Here is a 20,587-nt window from a genome sequence, read left to right as displayed (position 1 = left end):
CATCGCATTAATTCCACGCCGGCGCCTCCTTGGTCATTGAAATCCGGTACGTTGACACTCGGCCTGATCTGCGGCCCATTGCAGTAACACTCTACGTATGCGAACGCTAGGTCTTGGGGCGCATAGGAATTGTGAACGTTGGGGTAAGGCGAAGCTCCCCGCCACAGACCCGCGTCTCGTGCCCGTGTCCGGTGGCAGCCGGGCGTAGTGCCGGCTCATGGAAGTGTCGCCGAACCGAGGTAGAGCGCCGCAATATCGCTGACGCTGCAATCAGGCCTTGTCACGACCTCGCAGCAGACCTCGTGCCACGCCCACGCAAGCTTCTCGGCTTGGACAAAGGTCACCTGTGCCGGGTCTAAAGCCAGCCGGACACTCACATGTCGACCGATCGTGATCTGGCAATAGAAGCCCGGCCACAGTGGGGAAACGCTTTCGTCCCATCCGAAGGTCGTCGAGGCGGGAAGGGTGCAGGTTTGTGGCGTCTCGTGATCGCTCTCGGCCTCCGGCATAACGTTGATCCAAAAGTCGAGGACGTCGTTAAGACGATCCCCGCCGAGCTGCTTCTCGATCAATGTCACGTCGTAGCTGCTAGAAAAGTTCGCTTCGAACATCGCCTCCTGGACTTTCTCTATGAAATCTACGAAAAGACCCTCGTCAGCCTCCAGCGATAATGGCACTGGCTGCACATGTGAACTTAGGCATCGGTCCAGTCGCTCGGTCGGGCGCCCTGTACACAGAAGGGTGGCGGCAACGCGCGGCCGCCGGTGGAACTGAGTCCAGCATAGCGCCGCCATGGCAACGAGAGTGGCAGACGTAAAGAATCCCCGATCCCGGGCGATCTCATGTAGAGATGCACTGAGCTCACCGAAGTCGATCCTCACAACTCGGCGAGCACTTCCGCTTGGGGGGCGAATAGGCTTCGGCAGCAGCTCTGGTCGCGAAAGCAGGCCCGTCCAATCGAACTCTGCCGCTATCGAGGCCTCGACTACCTCACCCGAAGCTTGGGACGTGGCCAATTCGATTGGGCTCTCAGTCGGGCTGAGCGAAGCGTGCCGCCTATCAAGCATGATCAGGAGTTCCCGACGGAGGGTTGCCAGTGCCACACAGTCGGCTACCAGGTGATGCACCGAAAGCACCACGGTCTTGGCTACACTGGCTACCGCAAGGATCTGCGCTCGCCACCCGACACTGCGGGCCAACTCGAATCCGGTCGTGACAAGCGCTTGAATTGCAGAGTCTCGGCTCCTTGGCAGGGATTCGACCGATTGATCACTCACAATGCACGGCACATTGATATCAGGCCACACTATCTGGGCACATGGGACATCCTGGCCGTTGAACAGAAAGGTGGTCCGGAGAGCAGCGTGCCGTGCCGCAAGATCCTCGAAAACATCAAGAACTTGTGCAACCTTCGTCCCCGAAGGCAAGTCCACTGCCGAAACAAGATTGAGCCCTCCGGACACAACGCTCTGTCGAACCGCTTCGACCAGCCACTTCTGACCAAATGTCAATGGCCCTACGGTTTCACGAGAGTTCACGGAATCATCCTAGGAACTGTTGATGGACTATCGAAGCTGAACTTGCACGTCGGTGGCAGTTGCACGGCCACATCCTCAAGTGATTGCATAACTGTAGAACAGGGATCCCTCCGCTATGGACCTGTTTGGCCCCCGTCCTGGACAGTCTACAGGGCTGTCACCTAGCGAAGGCTGGCCATTCCCGAATGGCTGCCATTCTGGCTTCATATAGCGCAGCGGAGAGACCTACCTACAGTCAGACCGTTCACTGGAGGCCGGCCGACTGCTTAGGGTAGGTTCACGCGTCGCGGCACGCTCAGTACCCTCGTCCATCTGCGTGAGTAGTGCAGCCATGGCTCGAGGTGGTTCATTTGGCGGCTGGCAGATACCGTCGCGTTCGGCCCGAGACAGGTGTGGGCGGCTGGCACAACCTGGTGCGACGGGTCACCGGGCTACCGGGCCGGGCGAGGGTAAATGGGTGGCTGGGTGCATGGCGGCGCGGAGCCTTCGTCGGCCTTCCCAGGCCTCTGTGCCAGGACGCGATGCCATGGAGCCGTGCGTCGAGCGCAACGGGTCATCCAGGATTGGCGGGCACGACCCGGTTGCGGTCCGAGATAAGGCTATGAGCTGACGACTCGGCGAAGCAGATGCTCCTGGCACCTCGACTGGGTCGACGGCGGCGGCCATACACTTGGAACGACGCGGCGTTTCGTTCAGCAAGCAAGAAGGGCCCCGTATGCCGGTGCACTTTGGTCCGCTACCATCCTTGGTGGGCCTTGAGTGCAAGACTCACGACCGGCCGGTCTTCATAATGGCGTTACTGCCCTCTGTCCTTCGCATAACGCGAATCTGTTGTCGGCTGGTCGGATGCGATCGCCGTCCGGGCCATCAACACCCGGCGCGGTAGGTCTATGCCCAGCCCGGCGCCTGAGGTCCCTGCAATCCGGGAGCCATCAGAAGGTAACGAGTCCCAAGACTTAGTCAGCGTCATGACGACCGCGTGCTGGTCCCGGGCCTCTCCATGGACCCGAAAGAATGTTTGCAAAAGGACACTAGAGTACGGTAAAATCTCCTCCCAATCTAAGTAATTGGAAGACGACTAGGGGTAGTACAAGATATGACCATGGCAGAGGTTCGAACAAAATTCGAAGAACAAGGGTTTGCAGTAATTCGAAACGTGCTTGATCCGGTTACCATTGAGGAACTTCAACGCCATGTCCAGTGGCTCGCGAGTAGGTATCCGGAATTAAGGCCCGAGCACTGGCATCACCCGCTTGCCAGAAATGACGCCTTCTGGGTCAGGATTATTTCCGACGATCGGCTCCTCGACATCGCGGAAGCATTCTTAGGACCCGATCTCGCCTGTTTTACTGCACACTATGTTTGCAAGCGTCCTCGCGATGGCCAGGCTGTGTTATGGCACCAGGACGGTGCATATTGGAATTTGGACCCCATGTCAGCCCTGACGGTTTGGATTGCCGTTGACAAGTGCACAGTCGATAACGGATGCTTGCGAATGGTTCCTGGTTCGCACCGGATGCCGCTTCGGGCTCCCGTGCTGCGCAGCGATGTCCCGAATATGCTTTCTTCAGCTACCGAAAATGAAATCGTACAAGACTGGATTGAACGAGCCGGAGTCGTCGATGTCGAGTTGGAGCCCGGAGATGTCGAGATTCACCACCCAAATATACTCCATTCCTCCAACGCAAACACCTCCACAACCAGACGCTGTGGCCTGGATCTCGGCTACATTGCCACTTCGACAAGTATCTCCAACGAAGGCCTCTACCTAGATCCGATTCTTTGTAGGGGAGCGACCGTTCCGGGAATTAATCGTTATAGGAAGTACCCTGAATACAATGACGAGGAGTCGATCGCGTTTCAAGGATCTGATTCATGGAACGACTTGATCAAGCAGTTTAACGACAATCCATCGCTAGTCTCGGGCTCCGCAGAGGAACCTTTGGAGCTCACGAAGCGCATGATTCGCCGCCTCGCCGATGGCACGGTCAAGAGGCGTGATTAATTCTTGGCCCGTTAACGAGAATCCTTTTGTGCTCTCGCCTCGTAGAGCAGAACCGCGGCAGAGATGGACACGTTAAGCGAGTCGGATTGCCCACGCATCGGAATGTAGACCCGTTCGAAATTGTGCCGGTACCAGGGATTCGAGACCCCGTATCGCTCATTTCCAAGAACTATCGCGGTTCGTCCGGAGTAGTCGACAGTCCGGTAGTGCTTAGCATCGTCAGTATCTGCAACATAGACGGAAAAGTTGTTGTGCTTGAGCCAGGAGATAGCTCCTTCAGGCTGATCAAGATCCAAGAATGGAATTGTCAGGCTCATCCCGTGACTTCCGCGAAACACCTTAGGGTGCGTCATGCGGGTGCGGCGATTCGTTAAAATAAGCAATTCAGCACCGCAGGCATCGATCGTTCGAATCAGCGTCCCGAGGTTCCCAGGAATCTCGATAGCATCAGCGACAACCACCAGTGCATCATCACTTAGTTCAATCAGGTCGGCATCCCAGGCTGGCATCTGTACAATTGACACTAATCCATCCGGCTTGTCACGTTCCGAGATTCGAGCCAGGGTCTTCTCAGAAATCCGAAACGCACGTTCAGCGCGCTGAGCAACCTCCGCTGAACGCTTCTTCGCCTCGCTAGAGTAAATCGCCTCCGGACACCAAAAGAACGTCCGGACTGGCACACTAGCGGAAAGTACAGCGTTGTGTGCCCATAGTCCCTCTGCAACAAATAGCATGTTGCGATTTGGTGCCGAGTTCTTTATCAGCGCCACCGCCTGCCTAATGAGGGGGTGTGATGAGCCGATCTGCTGCAGATCCATGCTCACACATACTATAGGAAGCCGTCCCGAAAATGTCGGGACACGTCGAGCAGTCACATGTTGGCGATACTCATGACGCCCCGACGGGGACGTACCTTGAAGCAGTGGGGTTGTCTGGCTACGCCCCGATAGAGTTCTAGATGCCCCGGACCCTCACATATGGAATGTTGAGACGAGCGATCGCACGTGACTCCCTTAGGTAGGTCTCCAGCCAGGTTCTGGGTCTGGCGCGTGTTCGGTCTCGGAGGTGTAGAGAGGCGGGCGCGGCCCAGATGTCGACCACGGCCAACCCACGCTCAACCTTGCCAGCCGCGACCGGGCACGAGGGGTCAGAGCGCCAGCGTTGACGATAGTGGGCCTCTTTGGACGTGAATCAATTCCTAGACAGATCCACTCACCTCTATTGTGCTAACCTTTGAATTGGTCCGGATACCCAAGCCATGAGGGCCCCGCAACGTGCGAATACAACTCTCCTGCGCACGGTCACTTTCGAGCAGGTTTCGAAGGATGGCACATTAGTGAATCGTGTCACGCGGAAGCACTTCGGCATCGTCGATTGCATCGACGCGCCAAAGTCGACGCATCTCGGAACAATTGTCGATTAGCTCGGGCAGGCTTCCACAACCGGCCACAGCGCCGCGGTCAAGAACGACGATCTGATCTGCCCGTTCGAGTACCGCTCGACGGTGTGATACGACCAGTAGCGTCTCGGGTCCACGGCCGCTCTTTGCCGCATCGGCGATGCGATTCCAGAGCGACTGTTCGGTGATTGCATCGAGCGCCGAGGAGAGGTCGTCCACGACGAGCAGGTCGGGCGATCGGACCAGGGCTCGCGCCGCCGTCGCACGCTGCACCTGGCCGCCCGACAAGCGCACACCGCGCGGTCCGACGACCGTGTCTAGACCATCTGACATTTCGGCCAAGTCGGAGTCCAGCGCTGCCAGACCGAGTGCGTCCTGGAGTTCAGTCGATCCCACGCTCCAACCTAGCAAGATGTTCTCGCGCAAGGACTCTGAAAACAGCCGCGGAACTTGACCTGCGTACGCCACTCTCCCAGGCACGAGGAATGTACCAGGATCTTCGACCTGCTCCCCGTTCCACCACACTGTGCCTTCAGCGGCTGGCAACAGGCCGAGCAGCGCGCGCACGAGTGTCGTCTTGCCAGCCCCTACCGCACCGGTCACGACTGTGAACGATCCGCGGCGTATCCGAAGGTCGACGTTGTGGACGCCGCGGTCGCTCCCGTCGTGGCGCACCGTCATACCCTTCACCTCGAGCAGAGCTAGTGGGTCGTTATGCGACGGCGCACGGTCCAGCGAAGGCGGAGGCTCCTCACGAAACCAGACGCCGGACAGTCGCGAGAGATCGTCGTCGGTCTCGTGGTCAGCCATCAATCGGGTTAGCCGTCCAACTGCCACCGAGCCCTGCGGCACACGATATAGCATCCGGCCGAGCACGCGCGGCAGCATCATCAGCCAGCCAGCGTAGCTGCTAAACAGAGCGAAGTCGCCCACCGTAAATTCGCCTTGCCTCATGGCACCTGCCGACATCAGCAGCACAAGACCGATACTTAGGTCAACAGTGACACTTGTGGCGGTGTCGATCATATCCATTGCCAACCGGTCCTTGACCGCGGCACGCCGTCGCCGGCGATTGAGGTCGCGCAACCTCTCCAGAACGGCTTCCTCCGCGCCGGCGGTCTTGATGGCCAGCACGCCGTTGAAGGTCTCACCGATGTGGGCGGTCACCATCGCTCCAAGCTCGCGGGCGCGCCGATGAACCCTGCGTACCAATTCACTCAGTGCACGGTTCAGGATCAGGATCGCGACGAGGGGTCCTGCCAGCACAACCGTGATGAGCGGATTGATCGTTGACATGATTGCGACGGCGACCGCGGTGAATATCACGGCGGCGAATAGATCAACGGCGTTGTCGGCGACCTGAACAATGTCGCGTACGTCATCACGGAAGCGGGAAACCGCCTCGCCAGAAGAATGCGGAATCCGGTTTGCGGCGGATCCGCGGGCCGTTAAGATTGAGCGCAAGGCATTCACCCGTAGTGTGGTTTGCGCGGCATTCCACCAGTATGGCCACACCGAAATGGCAAGCCAAAGTACCAGACCGCGTGCCACCTCGACTCCTATGAACGCGACACACAACCAGATCGCTACGTCGAACCCCGCCGCGCGGTGGCCGCTGATCTGGTCGAATAGGCCCTTGAGTATCACGCCGGTCAAAATGGGCAACACTAATACAACGACCCAAAGTGAGGCGCCACCGACGTATCGACGCGGTGCGACCCTTGCCATGCGAAGTGCGACGCGCAGGATTGGGGATCGTGATGTCATCAGACCATCCCCGCTGCTTCCAATAGTCGACCAAATCGACTGTTCGGATCTCGGCTCAAGGTTTCCCTGCGTCCGTACTCCACCACCCGACCGCCCTCGATCACCGCGACCTGGTCTACTCGCGCGAGCGAGCTGAGCCGATGGGCGATCAAGACCCCTGTGCGATTGGTAAGCAACTTGCGAATCGCCTCCTCGATGTGGAGCTCTGTAGCTGGGTCGAGCCGGCTCGATGCCTCGTCGAGTACAACCAACCCTGGGTCGGCCAGAAACGCGCGCGCGAACGCGAGTAGCTGTGCCTCACCAGCCGACAAACCGCTGCCTTGTGCGCCGAGCATCGTATCTAATCCCTTCGGCAGGCCGCGCAGCCAGGTCGACAGGCCGACTTCAGTGAGCACCGCGCGGAGGCGGTCATCGTCCATTCCTGGGCGGAATAGAGTCAGATTGTCACGAACCGTCGCTGCGAAAAGGTGGACATCTTGGGTAACTACGCAGATCCGCCGGCTAATCGACGCGGAACCAATATTGCGTACGTCGATTCCGCCCATGCGAACCGTCCCCTGGGTCGGGTCGTACAGCCGGAGGATCATCCGTGCGATGGTGGTCTTGCCGCTGCCAGTGCGGCCTACCAATCCAAGAGTTTGACCAGGCTCCAATAGCAAACTGACGTCAGTGAGCACCGCCTCGTGGTTGTCAGCATAGGCGAACCCGACATTGGACAGTTCGATGCTCAGTGGACCGGTCGTCGGAAGAGGATCGGGCTTAGCTGGCTCGGGCAAGGTCCGCTGTTCGGCGAGCAGGCCACCGATGCGGGCAATCGCTGCAAGCGCCTTCTGGTATTGCTGTACCTGGTCGATCAGGCGCTCGAACGGCGTTCTCACCATCTGCGTGTACTGAAACAATAGGAGGGCTGTGCCGACGCTCAGGGCACCTTGCTGCTGTGACCAAGCTGCGAGGCCAAGGACGATTGCTGTGCCGATCGCGAAGGCGACGCTTGTCGCCGCGAACAGTCCGCCGCCGATCCGCTCCGCGCGGATGTCTGCACGGTATACGTCGGCGCTGGCGCGGTGGAACCGATTGACAACGTGGTTACCGGCGCCGTTGGCGCGGATGTCCTCCGCACCGGCCAATCGCTCCTCGAGATTGCCGAACAATGCTGCAAACTTTTCACGGACACGGGTCGCTGCCGGTACTGCGTAACGCTGCGCGTTTAACATCGCGACCGCCATCAAGACGCAGTAGACAAGCAGTACAACGCCAATCCGTGCATCTACGAAGAGTACGACGACAATCACGCCGAGCAGCAGTAGCAAGCTGACGACCACGTCGAGGAGAAATGCAACTACGAACTCTGCGATGGCGACAACGTCGCCGTCCACTCGCTCGATCATCTCGCCCGGAGTACGTTGACGGTGGTAAGCAATGTCAAGCCCCAGAGCGTGTCTGGCCAGGCTTTCCCGCAGTCGGTTAGTGACGTCCCACGACATGCGACTGGCAAACCAGGCGGTACCCAACCGCGCGAACTGGCCAGCGAGCGTCAGCCCGAGATACCCGAAGGCGAACAGGATCAGTGCTGATAGAGGTTTCCCAGCAATCGCGCCATCGACAAAGTTCCGGGTGAACTGAGGGGCGGACAGCGGCAGGACCGTCGCGGCAAGGACGGCAGTGCCGAGGGCAAATGTGGATCGCCAGCTGGGACGCAGATGGCGAAGGACGGTACGTCGAGTGGACGCGGCCGATGGTTCTACAAGCGCGGTGTGCACTGCTGACACGGTACGGATTGAGACTGATCGGGGCAACGCAGTTCTCTAGTCAGGTGGCCTCGAGGGGTCTTGTCGGCGGCCTCCACGCACGCTAACGCTGCGCTGAGCCCAGCACTGGGCCAACCAACGGCTCGCGGTCGCGCTCCTCGACCTCCATCACGGTCGATTCCTTCGCCGGCTCAGCGATCAGCACCATAAGCTGGCCGGCGAGATCGGGCAACATCGTCGCCTTGTACCACCTGCAGGTGGCGGATCTCGCCGCCGAGCTGGCCGCGGCGCTGACCTAGTTCCTCGATGATCGCGGCGCGAGGACGGGGCGATGGTGGCGTTGGCCTGCCGGGCTATGGCTGGAGCTCAACGGCTGGGTCAACTGGTTACGACGGACCTACGGACTCGGGCCCTCGGTCGTCCCTCCCCTGTGGCACCGCACCCCGAACTCGTCTGGGAGCTCTCGGCACTACATCTCCACTGGCTCGCCGCCTACGACCCCGAGCAGCATGCATCCGCCCCCATCGGATGGCACCGCGACTTCGCCGACGCCCGCTACCGACTCCGCGACTGGGTCGCAGCCTCCGGCACCCGCCTCGACCGCGACCGGCCAACCCGGCAGACAACCTGGCCCGGAGAGGACCCACCCGATCCGAGGCACGACAGCACGATCACAGACCGCGACGAGGACTTCGTCCAGTTCATCCTCGACGACGTCGCCCGTCGCCGCGCTGCCGAAGACGCCTTCGGTCAGAGTGCCGACCTCGGACAGGGCTCCAGTTCTAGAAATCAACACGCGCCGGCGGAACGAAGGGCAGAACCCGATGTCGCACAACCCTTCTGACCCAGCGGAGCCCAAACGCCACCTGACGATCGCCGACATCTGCGCCGAGTTGGACGTTCCGAGATCCACCTTCTACGACTGGCGCGCCAAGAAGACGGCCCCGCGCTGCGTCAAGCTGCCCAACGGCCAGCTACGTATCCGCCGCGCCGACTTCGAGGCCTGGATCGACGCACGGACTGAACGAACGACATGAGCGCGACCAACTCATTCAACGTGCGTGTCTGGAAGACCAGGGTCTACAAGGGGACCCGGGGCACTACCTACACAGTCCGATGGGCAGTTGATGGCCGCGAGTTCACCGAGCCATTCAGAAACAAGACGCAATCAGAGAGCTTCCGCTCAGTGCTGCTGTCAGCAGCACGCAACGGAGAAGCCTTTTCCAATCACACCGGTCGACCCCTGTCCATGCGTCGCCAAGACTTCTCGACCACTTGGTACCAACTCACCTGTGACTACGTCGACCGTAAATGGCCACGCCTGGCGGCGAGTACTCGCCGCACCGTGGCTGAGGCCCTCACCGCCGCGACGATGTTCATGATCATCAGCGACGGTCGGCAACAAGACGGTGCACGTACCCGAGCAGCGCTCAACCGATGGGGTTTCAACACACTTCGCCGCGACGCCGCAGACAAGCCCGAATGGGTTGCCGACACCCTACGCTGGGTCGCGAACCACACTCGGCCCGCAGCTGATCTTGAAGATCCCGACATCCTGCGGAACCTTCTCGACGGTATCGCGCATCGATTGGACGGAACGGTGCGATCCGCCACCGCGACCTCTCGCTGGCGCAAGATCATCAGCAACCTGGCCGAGTACGCCGTCGAACGTGACGTTCTGACCGAGAACCCTGTCTCCACGGCCGCCCGGAAGGCCCCTCAGCGCACGAGCATGGTCGTTGACCGGCGGCGGGTTGTGAATCCGACCCAGGCCTGGGCGCTGCTCGGTGCGGTGGCCAGCCAGGGAGCCACAGGTGAGCGGCTACATGCCTACTTCGGCTGCCTCTACTATGCCGCGCTTCGGCCTGAAGAGGGAGCGGCGCTCACCGAAGATCAACTCGACCTCCCAGCGGAAGGGTGGGGGTGGCTCCACCTCGCCGGAGCCAAACCGCATGTCGGCCGAGAGTGGACGGACTCTGGGGAGGCACGCGACAACCGGCCCCTGAAGCAGCGCGCTGTTGGAGAAACCCGGCCCGTGCCAAGCCCTCCAGAGCTGACAGCGCTTCTACGCCGACACCTCGACGAGTTCGGCACCACCAGCGATGGTCGACTCTTCGTCGGAGAGCGCGCAACTCACCACCTGCCTGCGTTCACCGTCAACCGGGCATGGGCCAGGGCCCGCGCCGCAGTGTTCGGTGACCGTGCACGCTCGCTCCCCATCGCCGCCCGCCCCTATGACCTCCGCCACGCCGCGGTGTCGACCTGGCTCAACAGCGGCATCGGACCAACCCAGGTCGCCGAGTGGGCCGGCCACTCGGTCGACGTCCTGCTCAAGATCTACGCCAAGTGCATCGACGGCGACCTCGACAGCAACCGCAGACGGATCGAGGCCGCCCTCGCCCGCCGGCAGCCGTCACGAGCTCCAGGGAAAACCTCACCGCGTATTGACCGAGAACACCCGTAGATACCCGCTTCCAGCCGGACATTGCGAAATGCCCGTCACCAGGCGTTGTGCCTGGTGACGGGCGTTTTACCGCTCGTAGCCCCGACGGGATTCGAACCCGCGCTACCACCTTGAGAGGGTGACGTGCTAGGCCGCTACACAACGGGGCCCCTAGCTGCTGATCGTTGCCGATCAGCCCGGAAAGACTACCAAAATCCCCCGCTGCCAGCGAATCGGAAGTCTTCCGTCGCTGGGGTACTAGGACTCGAACCTAGACTAACTGAACCAGAATCAGTCGGGCTGCCAATTACCCCATACCCCAGTGGCCGCCAAGGCGGCACGAGGAAGAACATTACTGTACGACCTCGTCCCCACTCAAACCGGAACCTCGGCGCGTCTGATCGGAAACCCCGGCCGGCACGTACTTCACCAGCGCGCAGTTCTTCTTGATCAACTCGCGCCGGACGTAGTCGCCGGTCCGGCGGTCGATCACGTTGCGCCAGATCTCGTTCATCCGGAACCACTGGTCGCCGCGCGGCACGAACCGCTCGTCGACGGCGAACACCTTGTAGGAGTGGGCCGGAGCCCGGTCCGACCGGATCTCGCCCTCCAGGTAGCGGTCGCCGACCGAGACCTTGAGCTGGTACGACCCCGGGCCGTCGTTGCGGAACCGGAGGTCGACGTAGTTGTAGTAGATCGCGCAGCCGACGCCCCAGGGCAGCACCCGGCCGTTGTCGGGGAACGGGTCGAAGCCGTGCTCGGATCGTTCGGTGACCACCAGCGACGTGTGCAACACCATCCAGTGCAGCAGGTTGGCCAGCTGGCAGATGCCGCCGCCGACGCCGGCCTTGGCCTCGCCGTTGTCCAGCAGCATGCCCTCGACGTAGCCCTTCCGCCGGGACGCCTTGCCGACGGTCCGGCAGAACGAGAACTCCTGCCCGGGCTCCAGCACCAGGCCGTTGATCCGCTCCGCGGCGATTCGCAGGTTGGTCACCTTGTTGTGCTGCAGCCGCATCTCCGATTCACCGAGGGTCCGCAGCAACAGCGACTTGTGCTGCTTCACCCGGACCGGGAGCTCGTCGGTGGCCTGCCGGGTCGCCCAGTCGATGCCGGACGCGGCCCAGGCCACCCGCCGGCGGGCCCGGTGCAGCGCGACCGCGGCCGGGAACAGCGCCGGCACCCGTTCGGTCAACCGCGGACTGCGGTCCCGCAGCGCCGGCGGCAGCTCGAACTCATCGTCCGCAGCCGCAACCGCTCCGCCGCCGGGCGTTTCGAACTCGACCCGCATACTTTTCGTCCTCCCCGCCGTGCCTCGGTCCCCCACCCCTTCTGAGACAGATACGCGTCGACCGTAGGTGGAGGTTGCACGTCGGGTGCACATTTCCGTGGCCGGGACCCGCCTCAGGGCCGGTCCGGGACCCGGTTCGGCGAGATAACAAGTTCCATACTTCGGACACTCGCAGTCGCGGGCGATGAGATACCTCTTGACCAGAACAACTCAAAGAGATTGATTTAACCAACTCGGAGTCTCGGATCTCCGCAATGTTGCGCCCCGACCGAAGGGATGGTCTGCCATGACCCGCTCTGAAGATGTGCAGGATGTCCTCCGCTACCAACTCAGCCGCCGCGGCCTGCTCGGTGTCGGCGCGGCCGCCGCCGCGGCCGGGTTGGTCGGCTGCTCGACCGACGACGGCGGGTCGTACTCCGACCAGCCGACCGGAGAGAACTCGCCGAAACCCACCGGCACCGTGAAGATCGCCAAGGCCAACATCCCGACGCCGCGGGAGCAGACCTTGATCGTCGCCCAGACCGAGTACACGGTCTTCAACAGCTGGAACGGGTTCGTCCCGAACGGCTCGCCCTCCGGCTCGGGCTTCGACGTCTTCTGCAAGGAGTACCTCTTCTACCTCAACCTGGCCACCGGCGAACGGATCAACTGGCTCGCCCAGGACTACAGCTACAACCCCGACTTCACCGAGCTCACGCTCAAGCTGGAGCCGCGGGCCAAGTGGAGCGACGGCGAGCCGTTCACCTCCGCCGACCTGCAGTTCACGCTGCGCCTGCTGCGCGACCGGAAGGACCTGCTCGGCGGTGGCGGTGACTGGGCGGAGTTCCTCAAGGACGTCGCCACGCCGGACCCGCAGACCGCGGTGCTGCAGCTCAAGAAGTCGAACCCGCGGATCCACTACGGCTTCATCACCACGATCCTCGGCTCCTTCGACGTCCGGCCGAAGCACATCTGGGAGGACCAGGACCCGACCAAGTTCAAGGACAACCCGCCGATCCGCACCGGCCCGTACGTGCTGGAGGACGCGATCCAGAACCAGAAGATGTTCGTCTGGAAGAAGAACCCGGACTACTGGAACAAGGGAGCCCTCGATCCCAAGCCGGAGTACGTGATCTACCAGAGCACCGCGAAGCAGGCCGACGCGGCGGCGCTCGCCTTCGAACGGGCCCAGATCGACGTCGGCTCGGTCAACGAGGAACACGCCAAGCAGCTCCGGTCGCAGGGCTACCCGAACCTGATCACCACCCAGTTCAACGACCCGTGCCCCCGCGCGCTCTGGCTGAACAACGATCCGTCCCGCGGGCTGATCTCGGAGCCGAAGATGCACTGGGTGGTCAGCTACCTGCTGGACCGGCCCAAGATCGGCACCTCGGTCTGGCCGGTCGAGACCGCGCCCGCCCAATATCCGTGGGCCGACTACGCGAGCCTCGAGCAGTGGAAGAATCCGGCGATCGCGGACAAGTACAAGCTGACCTACGACCCGGCCAAGGCCGCCCAGCTGCTGGACGAGATCGCCCCCAAGGGTTCGGACGGCAAGCGGGCCTACAAGGGCAAGCCGGCGACCGTGGAGATCATCACTCCGGTCGCCGTCGACGGTCCGGAGTACGTGATCGGCACCCTGCTCAAGACGGAGCTGGACAAGCTCGGCGTGCCGACCACGATGCGCAGCCTGAGTGGCTCGGTGCACGACGAGAAGTTCCAGCGCGGTGAGTTCGACATCGCCGACAACTGGGTCTGCCACATCTCGCAGGATCCGGAGCAGCTGTATCGCGATCTCGAGAGCGATCGCGCCCAGCCGATCGGCAAGAACGCGGTGGACAAGAACAAGACCCGGTTCCGGAACCCGCAGCTTGATCAACTGTCCAAGCAGCTGGCCAACATGGACCCGACCTCGCCCGAGGCGAAGCCGCTGCTGGATCAGGCGCTGGAGATCTACTTCCAGAACCTGCCGGTGGTCCCGATCATCCAGACCGGCTACCCGCAGTACTACAACACCACGTTCTGGAAGGGCTGGCCGACCGATCAAGATCTTTACCAGGTGCCGCTGAACTGGTGGGGTCACTTCATGTTCGTCATCGGCCGGCTGGAGCCGACCGGTCAGGTGGCGCCGTGACGGCTGCCCCGGTTTCGGCTCCGGACCGGACACCGTCCCAGCAGCCCAAATCCGGCGGCCCTCGGAGCCTCCTCGCCGCGCATCCCCTGGCGGCGTACGGAATCCGTCGGTTCGGGCTCTACCTGGTCGAGTTGTGGGGATCGCTGACGATCGCGTTCTTCTTCTTCCGGCTGATCCCCGGCGACCCGGTGCAGACGTTCATCCAGACGCTGCAACAGAACTACGTCTACAACCAGCAGGCCAGCCAGGAGGTGATCGACCGCTATCGGGCCGAGTTCGGTCTCGACGGCAACCTGTTCGTGCAGTATCTCCGGTTCCTGCAGCGGTTGATCTTCGAGCAGGACCTCGGCCCGTCCTTGATCAACTACCCGACGCCGGCCTTCGAGGTGGTGGCGCAGTCACTGCCGTGGACGGTCGGACTGCTCGGCATCTCCGCCGTGCTGGCCTTCGTGCTCGGCATCCTCGCCGGGGCCGTGGCCGGCTGGCGCCGGGGCAAGCTCGGCGCCGAGGTGGCGACGACAACCTCGATCGCCCTCGGCCACGTGCCGTTCTACTTCCTGGCGTTGATCCTGGTCTACGTCTTCTCCTACCTGCTGGGCATCCTGCCGAACCGGTCGGCGTACGACTCCGCCATCCCGGTCGGGTTCAGTCTGGAGTTCATCGGCAGCCTGATCACCCACGGGCTGTTGCCGGCCTTGTCGATCGTGATCATCGGCGTGTTCAACTGGCTGCTGTCCACCCGGATGCTGATGGTGCCGATCCTCGGTGAGGACTACCTGCACTACGCCGAGGCCAAGGGGCTGCATCCGAACCGGATCCTGACCCGGTACGCGCTGCGCAACTGCTATCTGCCGCAGGTGACCGGCTTCGGCATCTCGCTCGGCTTCATCTTCAACGGCAATCTGCTGGTGGAGCAGCTGTTCAACTATCCGGGCCTCGGCTTCACCCTGGTCACCGCGATCAACCAGCTCGACTTCAACACCGTGCTGGCGGTGACGACGATCTCGATCTTCTTCGTGCTGACCGCGAATCTGATCCTGGATCTGCTGCTCCCCCTGTTGGATCCCCGAGTCAAATACTGGCGGTGATCATGATCATCAAATTCCTCGTCGCGATCGGCCGCACCATTACCGGCAGTCCGAAGCTGCTGGCCGGGTTGATCATCATCGCGGCCATGGTGTTGTTCGCCCTATCCGGGCCGCTGATCGTCGGCGCGATCGGCCAGGGTGCCGACCCGGTGGAGATCGCGGCCTACAAGAAGTGGCTCCGGCCGTCCGGGGCGCACCCGTTCGGCACCGACCAGTTCGGCCGCGACGTGCTGGCGATGGTGGTCAAGGGCACCGGCGTGTCGTTGCAGATCGGCGCCATCGCCGGCGTGATCTCCACCGTCGCCGGCGTCATCGTCGCCTTCATCGCCGGCTACAAGGGCGGCTGGGTCGACTCGGTGCTGTCCACCTTCACCGGCATCCTGCTGGTGATCCCGACCTTCCCGCTGTTGATCGCCCTGTCGGCCTACACCCGGGAGGTGACGCTGTTCCAGGTCGGCCTGATGCTGTCGATCTTCGCCTGGCCGTTCGCGGCTAAGACGATCAGATCGCAGGTGCTCAGTCTCAGATCCCGGCCGTACGTCGAGCTGGCCAAGGTCAGCAAGGCCCGGGACCTGGAGATCATCGTCAAGGAGTTGCTGCCGAACCTGTTGCCCTACATCGGGGTCGGCTTCGCCAACTCGGCGCTCGGCGCGATCTTCGGCCTGATCGGACTCGAGGTGATCGGTCTCGGCCCGTCGGGCGTGATCGACCTCGGCCACCTGATCTTCAACGCGATCAACACCGGCGCACTGACCCTCGGCGCCTGGCCGATGTTCGTGGCGCCGATCGGGTTGCTGACCCTGCTGTTCGCGGCGCTGAACCTGATCAACATCGGGCTGGAAGAGGTCTACAACCCCCGACTGAGGAGCGTGGCCGGTGTCTGAGTCAACCGAAACCCGCCCGGGCACCGCCTCGGCGACGACCTCCGACGGCGACACGATCCTGGAGATCTCCGACCTCCGCGTCGAGTACGCCACCAACCGCGGCGCGTTCGTCGCGGTCGACGGCGCCGACCTCGCCGTCCGGCGCGGCGAGATCCTCGGCATCGCCGGCGAATCCGGCAGCGGCAAGAGCACGCTGGCGCTGGCCCTGCTCCGGCTGCTCAAGCCGCCGGGCCGGATCGCGGCCGGTTCGATCACGTTCCGCGGCGACGGCGTGCCGCCGGTGGACCTGCTCGCGATGCAGGGCCGACGGCTCCGCGCCCTGCGCTGGCGTCATCTCTCCTACCTGCCGCAGGGGTCGATGAACTCGCTGAATCCGGTGATGCGGATCCGGGACCAGTTCGCTGACGTGATCATCGAGCACGCCCCCGAGCGCAAGGGTTCGGTCCGCGAGATGATCCCGCGCCTGCTCCGGCAGGTCGGGCTGGAGACCCGGGTCGCCCAGATGTATCCGCACGAGCTGTCCGGCGGGATGAAGCAACGGGTGCTGATGGCGATCTGTGTCGCGCTGGAACCGGATCTGATCATCGCCGACGAGCCGACCACCGCCCTGGACGTGACGATCCAGCGGGTGATCCTGCAGAGCCTGGCCGATCTCCGTGATCAGTTCGGCGTGTCTCTGGTGGTGATCTCGCACGACATGGGGGTGCACGCCCAACTGGTCGACCGGGTCGCGGTGATGCACGCCGGCAAGATCGTCGAGGTGGGTGACGTGCACCAGGTGTTCGACTCGCCTCGGGACGACTACACCCGGGGGCTGATCGCCTCCATCCCGCGGATGGATCTGCTCGACCCGACGACCCCAGCAGAAGGGCCGGCCCGATGACCAGTGCGACCCGACCAGAGACCAAGATCATCGAGCTGCAGCAGGTCGAGCAGCGGTTCCACGCCCGCGGCGCCGAGGGCGGCTATCTGACCGCGGTCGACGACGTCAGCTTCGACCTGAGCTCCGACCCGCCCCGGGTGGTCAGCCTGGTCGGCCAGAGCGGCAGCGGGAAGAGCACCATCGCCCGCAACATCCTCGGGCTGCAGAAGCCGACCTCGGGTCTGATCAGCTACAACGGCCGGGACATCTACCACCTGAACCGGTCCGAGTCCGACGATTTCCGGCGCAACGTCCAGCCGGTGTTCCAGGATCCGTACGCGATCTTCAACCCGTTCTACCGGGTTGATCGGGTGCTGCAGACCGCGGTCAAGAAGTTCAAGCTGGCCAGCAATGCCGCGGCCGGACTGGAGTTGATCAGGGAGTCGTTGGAGGCCGTCCGGCTGGACCCGGACCAGGTGCTCGGCCGCTATCCGCACCAGCTCTCCGGCGGTCAGCGGCAGCGGATCATGCTCGCCCGGATCCACATGCTGCGGCCGGCCTTCGTGATCGCCGACGAGCCGGTCTCGATGCTGGATGCCCAGGTGCGCAAGGCGTTCCTGGACATCCTGCTCGACTTCCAACAGACCTATCAGATGACCACGCTGTTCATCACCCACGACCTGTCCACCGTGCACTACCTCGGCGGCGACGTGATGGTGATCCACCACGGCCAGATCGTGGAGCGCGGCCCGGTCAACCGGGTGATGACCCAGCCCGATCACCCGTACACGGCGCGACTGCTGGCCTCGGTGCCGATCCCCGACCCGAACCGGCGCTGGAAGGACCGGATCGCCCTGTCCGACGTCGAGGCTGAGACCGAGGACGCGGCGGCACCCGTAGCCCCGGAGGCAACCGGTAGGTTGTGAACCGACTCCAATCGCGGGACACGGAGAGTGAGGCACGATGCGGTGTCGACTGACGGGAATGATGATCGCGGCGGTTGCCCTGACCATGATCGGGACGACGGCCGCGGTGGCCAAACCGGCCAAGGCTGAGCTGGCCGCGCCGAGTGAGTGGATCGGCACGGCCGAGATCGAGTCCGCCGAGCGGTACGACAGCTTGGCCGACGGTGATCTCTGGCCGTCCTGCTGGGCCGACGACGACAACCTGTATTCGGCCTGGGGCGACGGCAAGGGCTTCGACCTGAGCAGCAACTTCGTCGACATCGGCGTCGCCAGGATCACCGGACCCGCGGATGCCTTGCAGGGCGAGAATCTGGCCGTCGGCGACGAGGTCGGTGAGCTCTGGACCGGCAGCGGCACCCGGAAGCCGACCGGGATGGTCTGCGTCGGCGACACCCTCTATCTCGCGGTGCAGGACCTGTCCGGCGATTTCGATCATGCTCCGGCCGCGACGATCGCCCGGTCCGATGATCACGGCAAGACCTGGAGCTGGGACGAGTCCGGGCCGATGTTCGATGATCATGAGTTCACCACGATCTGGTTCGCCGACTACGGTCGCGGTGGATCCTGGGCGCCGGACGACTACGTCTACGCCTACGGTCTGGACGGCAACTGGCGGGACTCGTACCGGGACACGGTGCCGGACCCGACCGACCTCTTCCTGGCCCGGGTCCCCGCCGATCGGGTGGACGACCGGGACGCCTGGGAGTTCTTCTCCGGTAGCCCGGACTCCCCCGCCTGGTCGGCCGAGCTGGATGATCGGAAGCCGGTGCTGACCGACGAGCGGCGCGTCTACGGCAAGCTGTTCAATCCGGACCTGCGGGACAACCTGTCGGTGCTGTCGCAGGGGCACGTGCTCTACGACAAGCCGCTCGATCGCTATCTCTACTCCAGCTGGTCGGAGTATGCGCACCATCTCTACGAGGCGCCGCAGCCGTGGGGTCCGTGGCGGCGGATGGCGGACAAGGACTACACCTCGCTGAACCTGGAGCCGGACGTGTTCGGCGGCTACGGCACGACGCTGCCGTCCAAGTTCCTGTCCGCGGACGGCCGCTCGATGCTGCTCCAGGCCAACGTGTGCTGCAGCGACCCGGACGACAGCCCGTCCTATCACTACTCGCTGCGCCGGGTGACGATCACGCCGCTCGATCCCGCCGCCCCCGCCAACCCGGTGGCCGCGACCGACCTGGCCGGGCGCGACGACACCGTGCCGGTGTCGAAGTCGGCCCGGCAGCCCGACCTGGAGGCACTGCGGGACGGCGACGTCTCGACCCAGGTCGACGACCGGGATGGTGAGGTCAAGGATCAGGGCTGGTGGGGTTACACCTGGCCCGCTCAGGTCGAGCTCAACCGGGTCGAGTTCACCGTCGGCCGGCCGGGACGGACCGGTGGCTGGTTCGTCGCCAAGCCGACCGTGCAGGTCCGGGTGGACGGCCGTTGGGTGGACGTCAAGGGTCAGGTGATCACGCCGAAGTTCGTGCCCGGCCGGGGCGGCGCCCGGAAGGCGTACACGGTGCGGTTTCCGACCACAGCCGGCACCGGGGTCCGGGTGATCGGGTCGGCCGGCGGCGACGAGCGGTTCACCTCGCTGGCCGGACTATCGGCCTTCCACGGGCTGCAGTTGATCGACGGCGGCTTCGAGCAGACCAGCGACTACGGCCCGGTCTGGGGCTTCGACGGGTCTGCCGGGCACGGGTTCGACAGCGGCGGCAACCTCTCCCACTCCGGTGATCGGAACGCCTGGGTGCGGACCTCGGAGACGCTCGGGCCGCAGTACGTCACGCAGCGGATCAGCGTCCGGCCCGGCAGCCGGCTCGAGCTGTCCGGCTGGTTCCGTACCTCCTCGGTGGTGCAGCGGACCATGATCGGCGCCCGCTGGGACGGCGGCGAAACGATCAAGGAAATCGCCCCGACCGCGCCCGACGTCTACACCAAGCAGTCGACGGTGATCGACGTCCCGGACGACGTGGACACGATCACCGTGGTGCTCGGGTACGGAGCGGACGGCGGCGACGCCATCCTGCAACTCGACGATGTCGGACTCCGCGCCGTCGACGACTGAGTTGATCATGGATCTGCTGGCCCGGGTGCGGCGGATCTGCCATTCGCTGCCCGAGGTCACCGAACGGGGCGACGACACGATCGCGTTCAGCGTCCACGGTCGGGGCTTCGCCGTCTTCTGGCCGGACTGGTTCAGCGATCCCCGGCCGTCGGTCTGGTGCAAGGCGCCGCCGGGCGTCCAGGAGGAACTGATCGAGGCCGACCCGGAGCGGTTCTTCCGCCCGGCCTGGCACAGCCGGTTCGGCTGGATCGGCGTCCGCCTCGAACCACCACCCGCCCCGGACGATTGGAGCGAACTCACCGCCATGCTCGAGACCGCCTACCGCCTCGTCGCCCCGAAGAAACTCACCCGACAACCGCCGCCCCGAGAGTGACCTTATCCACGCAGAATCGTCGTTTCGACGTGGATAAGGTCACTCTCGGCGCCCA

Annotated in this window: 16 protein-coding genes and 2 tRNA genes; 10 read left to right on the top strand and 8 right to left on the bottom strand. The window is 63.4% G+C overall.

The features are described from left to right. Nucleotides 1–215: 215 nt before the first annotated feature. Complete coding sequence (locus FNH24_RS24970; RefSeq protein WP_152364922.1) at nucleotides 216–1,538, bottom strand: condensation domain-containing protein; 1,323 nt, start codon at nucleotides 1,536–1,538, stop codon at nucleotides 216–218. A 1,102-nt stretch (nucleotides 1,539–2,640) separates the two neighbouring features. Between FNH24_RS24970 and FNH24_RS24965 the strand changes: the two genes are divergently transcribed. Next, a complete protein-coding gene (locus FNH24_RS24965; protein ID WP_217428497.1) occupies nucleotides 2,641–3,543 on the top strand; it encodes a phytanoyl-CoA dioxygenase family protein in 903 nt (300 codons plus the stop codon). Nucleotides 3,544–3,554: 11 nt separating this feature from the next. Here the strand turns inward: FNH24_RS24965 and FNH24_RS24960 are convergent, their stop codons facing one another. From FNH24_RS24960 to FNH24_RS32500, 4 genes are all read right to left on the bottom strand, one after another. After that, nucleotides 3,555–4,361: a TrmH family RNA methyltransferase gene (locus FNH24_RS24960; protein WP_152364920.1), complete on the bottom strand. Its 807-nt coding sequence runs from the start codon at nucleotides 4,359–4,361 to the stop codon at nucleotides 3,555–3,557. Nucleotides 4,362–4,876: 515 nt separating this feature from the next. Then, the gene (locus FNH24_RS24955) at nucleotides 4,877–6,709 is read right to left on the bottom strand and encodes an ABC transporter ATP-binding protein (RefSeq protein ID WP_152364919.1); all 1,833 of its coding nucleotides are present in this window, start codon (nucleotides 6,707–6,709) and stop codon (nucleotides 4,877–4,879) included. Further along, nucleotides 6,709–8,469 carry an ABC transporter ATP-binding protein gene (locus FNH24_RS24950; protein WP_152364918.1) on the bottom strand — a complete coding sequence of 587 codons (1,761 nt, stop codon included), beginning with the start codon at nucleotides 8,467–8,469 and terminating at the stop codon, nucleotides 6,709–6,711. Before FNH24_RS24950 ends, FNH24_RS24955 begins: the two co-directional genes overlap by 1 nt. 91 nt (nucleotides 8,470–8,560) lie before the next feature. Beyond that, on the bottom strand, nucleotides 8,561–8,692 hold the full coding sequence (locus FNH24_RS32500) for a hypothetical protein (protein WP_281351079.1): 132 nt from the start codon (nucleotides 8,690–8,692) through the stop codon (nucleotides 8,561–8,563). A 589-nt stretch (nucleotides 8,693–9,281) separates the two neighbouring features. Between FNH24_RS32500 and FNH24_RS24940 the strand changes: the two genes are divergently transcribed. After that, complete coding sequence (locus tag FNH24_RS24940; RefSeq protein ID WP_152364917.1) at nucleotides 9,282–9,494, top strand: helix-turn-helix transcriptional regulator; 213 nt, start codon at nucleotides 9,282–9,284, stop codon at nucleotides 9,492–9,494. Beyond that, complete coding sequence (locus FNH24_RS24935; RefSeq protein WP_152364916.1) at nucleotides 9,491–10,921, top strand: tyrosine-type recombinase/integrase; 1,431 nt, start codon at nucleotides 9,491–9,493, stop codon at nucleotides 10,919–10,921. The genes FNH24_RS24940 and FNH24_RS24935 overlap by 4 nt, the downstream gene beginning before the upstream one ends. Nucleotides 10,922–10,997: 76 nt before the next feature. Here the strand turns inward: FNH24_RS24935 and FNH24_RS24930 are convergent. The 3 genes from FNH24_RS24930 to FNH24_RS24920 form a co-directional block, all read right to left on the bottom strand. Beyond that, nucleotides 10,998–11,070, bottom strand: a tRNA-Glu gene (locus FNH24_RS24930). 80 nt (nucleotides 11,071–11,150) lie between these two features. Further along, nucleotides 11,151–11,222: transfer RNA gene (locus tag FNH24_RS24925), tRNA-Gln, on the bottom strand. A gap of 30 nt (nucleotides 11,223–11,252) precedes the next feature. Further along, nucleotides 11,253–12,188: a VanW family protein gene (locus FNH24_RS24920; RefSeq protein ID WP_152364915.1), complete on the bottom strand. Its 936-nt coding sequence runs from the start codon at nucleotides 12,186–12,188 to the stop codon at nucleotides 11,253–11,255. Between the two features lie 286 nt (nucleotides 12,189–12,474). Here FNH24_RS24920 and FNH24_RS24915 point away from each other — a divergent pair, with 286 nt between their 5' ends. The 7 genes from FNH24_RS24915 to FNH24_RS24885 are packed head-to-tail and all read left to right on the top strand — an operon-like array spanning nucleotide 12,475 to nucleotide 20,532. After that, the gene (locus FNH24_RS24915) at nucleotides 12,475–14,301 is read left to right on the top strand and encodes an ABC transporter substrate-binding protein (protein ID WP_152364914.1); all 1,827 of its coding nucleotides are present in this window, start codon (nucleotides 12,475–12,477) and stop codon (nucleotides 14,299–14,301) included. Next, a complete protein-coding gene (locus FNH24_RS24910) occupies nucleotides 14,298–15,389 on the top strand; it encodes an ABC transporter permease (RefSeq protein ID WP_152364913.1) in 1,092 nt (363 codons plus the stop codon). Before FNH24_RS24915 ends, FNH24_RS24910 begins: the two co-directional genes overlap by 4 nt. A gap of 2 nt (nucleotides 15,390–15,391) precedes the next feature. Beyond that, a complete protein-coding gene (locus FNH24_RS24905) occupies nucleotides 15,392–16,273 on the top strand; it encodes an ABC transporter permease (protein WP_152365076.1) in 882 nt (293 codons plus the stop codon). Then, entirely contained in the window at nucleotides 16,266–17,156 is an 891-nt protein-coding gene (locus FNH24_RS24900) for an ABC transporter ATP-binding protein (RefSeq protein WP_152364912.1), read from the top strand. The genes FNH24_RS24905 and FNH24_RS24900 overlap by 8 nt, the downstream gene beginning before the upstream one ends. Continuing rightward, nucleotides 17,153–18,061 (top strand): ABC transporter ATP-binding protein, encoded by a 909-nt coding sequence (locus FNH24_RS24895; RefSeq protein WP_152364911.1) that lies wholly within the window; start codon nucleotides 17,153–17,155, stop codon nucleotides 18,059–18,061. Before FNH24_RS24900 ends, FNH24_RS24895 begins: the two co-directional genes overlap by 4 nt. A gap of 58 nt (nucleotides 18,062–18,119) precedes the next feature. Beyond that, the gene (locus FNH24_RS24890) at nucleotides 18,120–20,159 is read left to right on the top strand and encodes a DUF4185 domain-containing protein (RefSeq protein ID WP_217428495.1); all 2,040 of its coding nucleotides are present in this window, start codon (nucleotides 18,120–18,122) and stop codon (nucleotides 20,157–20,159) included. Then, nucleotides 20,131–20,532, top strand: a complete 402-nt coding sequence (locus FNH24_RS24885) for an MmcQ/YjbR family DNA-binding protein (protein WP_217428492.1) — start codon at nucleotides 20,131–20,133, stop codon at nucleotides 20,530–20,532. Before FNH24_RS24890 ends, FNH24_RS24885 begins: the two co-directional genes overlap by 29 nt. Nucleotides 20,533–20,587 lie beyond the last annotated feature (55 nt).

The organism is Microlunatus speluncae, assembly GCF_009299835.1.
Classification (GTDB): domain Bacteria; phylum Actinomycetota; class Actinomycetes; order Propionibacteriales; family Propionibacteriaceae; genus Microlunatus; species Microlunatus speluncae.
This window is presented reverse-complemented; position numbering and strand designations above follow the sequence as displayed.

What these genes read in the sequence shown, in the direction of transcription:
- FNH24_RS32500 (WP_281351079.1), bottom strand. Translation starts at nt 8,692, where the DNA reads ATGTTGCCCGATCTCGCCGGCCAGCTTATGGTGCTGATCGCTGAGCCG.
- FNH24_RS24895 (WP_152364911.1), top strand. Translation starts at nt 17,153, where the DNA reads ATGACCAGTGCGACCCGACCAGAGACCAAGATCATCGAGCTGCAGCAG.
- FNH24_RS24940 (WP_152364917.1), top strand. Translation starts at nt 9,282, where the DNA reads ATGTCGCACAACCCTTCTGACCCAGCGGAGCCCAAACGCCACCTGACG.
- FNH24_RS24920 (WP_152364915.1), bottom strand. Translation starts at nt 12,188, where the DNA reads ATGCGGGTCGAGTTCGAAACGCCCGGCGGCGGAGCGGTTGCGGCTGCG.
- FNH24_RS24965 (WP_217428497.1), top strand. Translation starts at nt 2,641, where the DNA reads ATGGCAGAGGTTCGAACAAAATTCGAAGAACAAGGGTTTGCAGTAATT.
- FNH24_RS24955 (WP_152364919.1), bottom strand. Translation starts at nt 6,709, where the DNA reads ATGACATCACGATCCCCAATCCTGCGCGTCGCACTTCGCATGGCAAGG.
- FNH24_RS24905 (WP_152365076.1), top strand. Translation starts at nt 15,392, where the DNA reads ATGATCATCAAATTCCTCGTCGCGATCGGCCGCACCATTACCGGCAGT.
- FNH24_RS24935 (WP_152364916.1), top strand. Translation starts at nt 9,491, where the DNA reads ATGAGCGCGACCAACTCATTCAACGTGCGTGTCTGGAAGACCAGGGTC.
- FNH24_RS24915 (WP_152364914.1), top strand. Translation starts at nt 12,475, where the DNA reads ATGACCCGCTCTGAAGATGTGCAGGATGTCCTCCGCTACCAACTCAGC.
- FNH24_RS24960 (WP_152364920.1), bottom strand. Translation starts at nt 4,361, where the DNA reads ATGGATCTGCAGCAGATCGGCTCATCACACCCCCTCATTAGGCAGGCG.
- FNH24_RS24890 (WP_217428495.1), top strand. Translation starts at nt 18,120, where the DNA reads ATGATGATCGCGGCGGTTGCCCTGACCATGATCGGGACGACGGCCGCG.
- FNH24_RS24885 (WP_217428492.1), top strand. Translation starts at nt 20,131, where the DNA reads ATGTCGGACTCCGCGCCGTCGACGACTGAGTTGATCATGGATCTGCTG.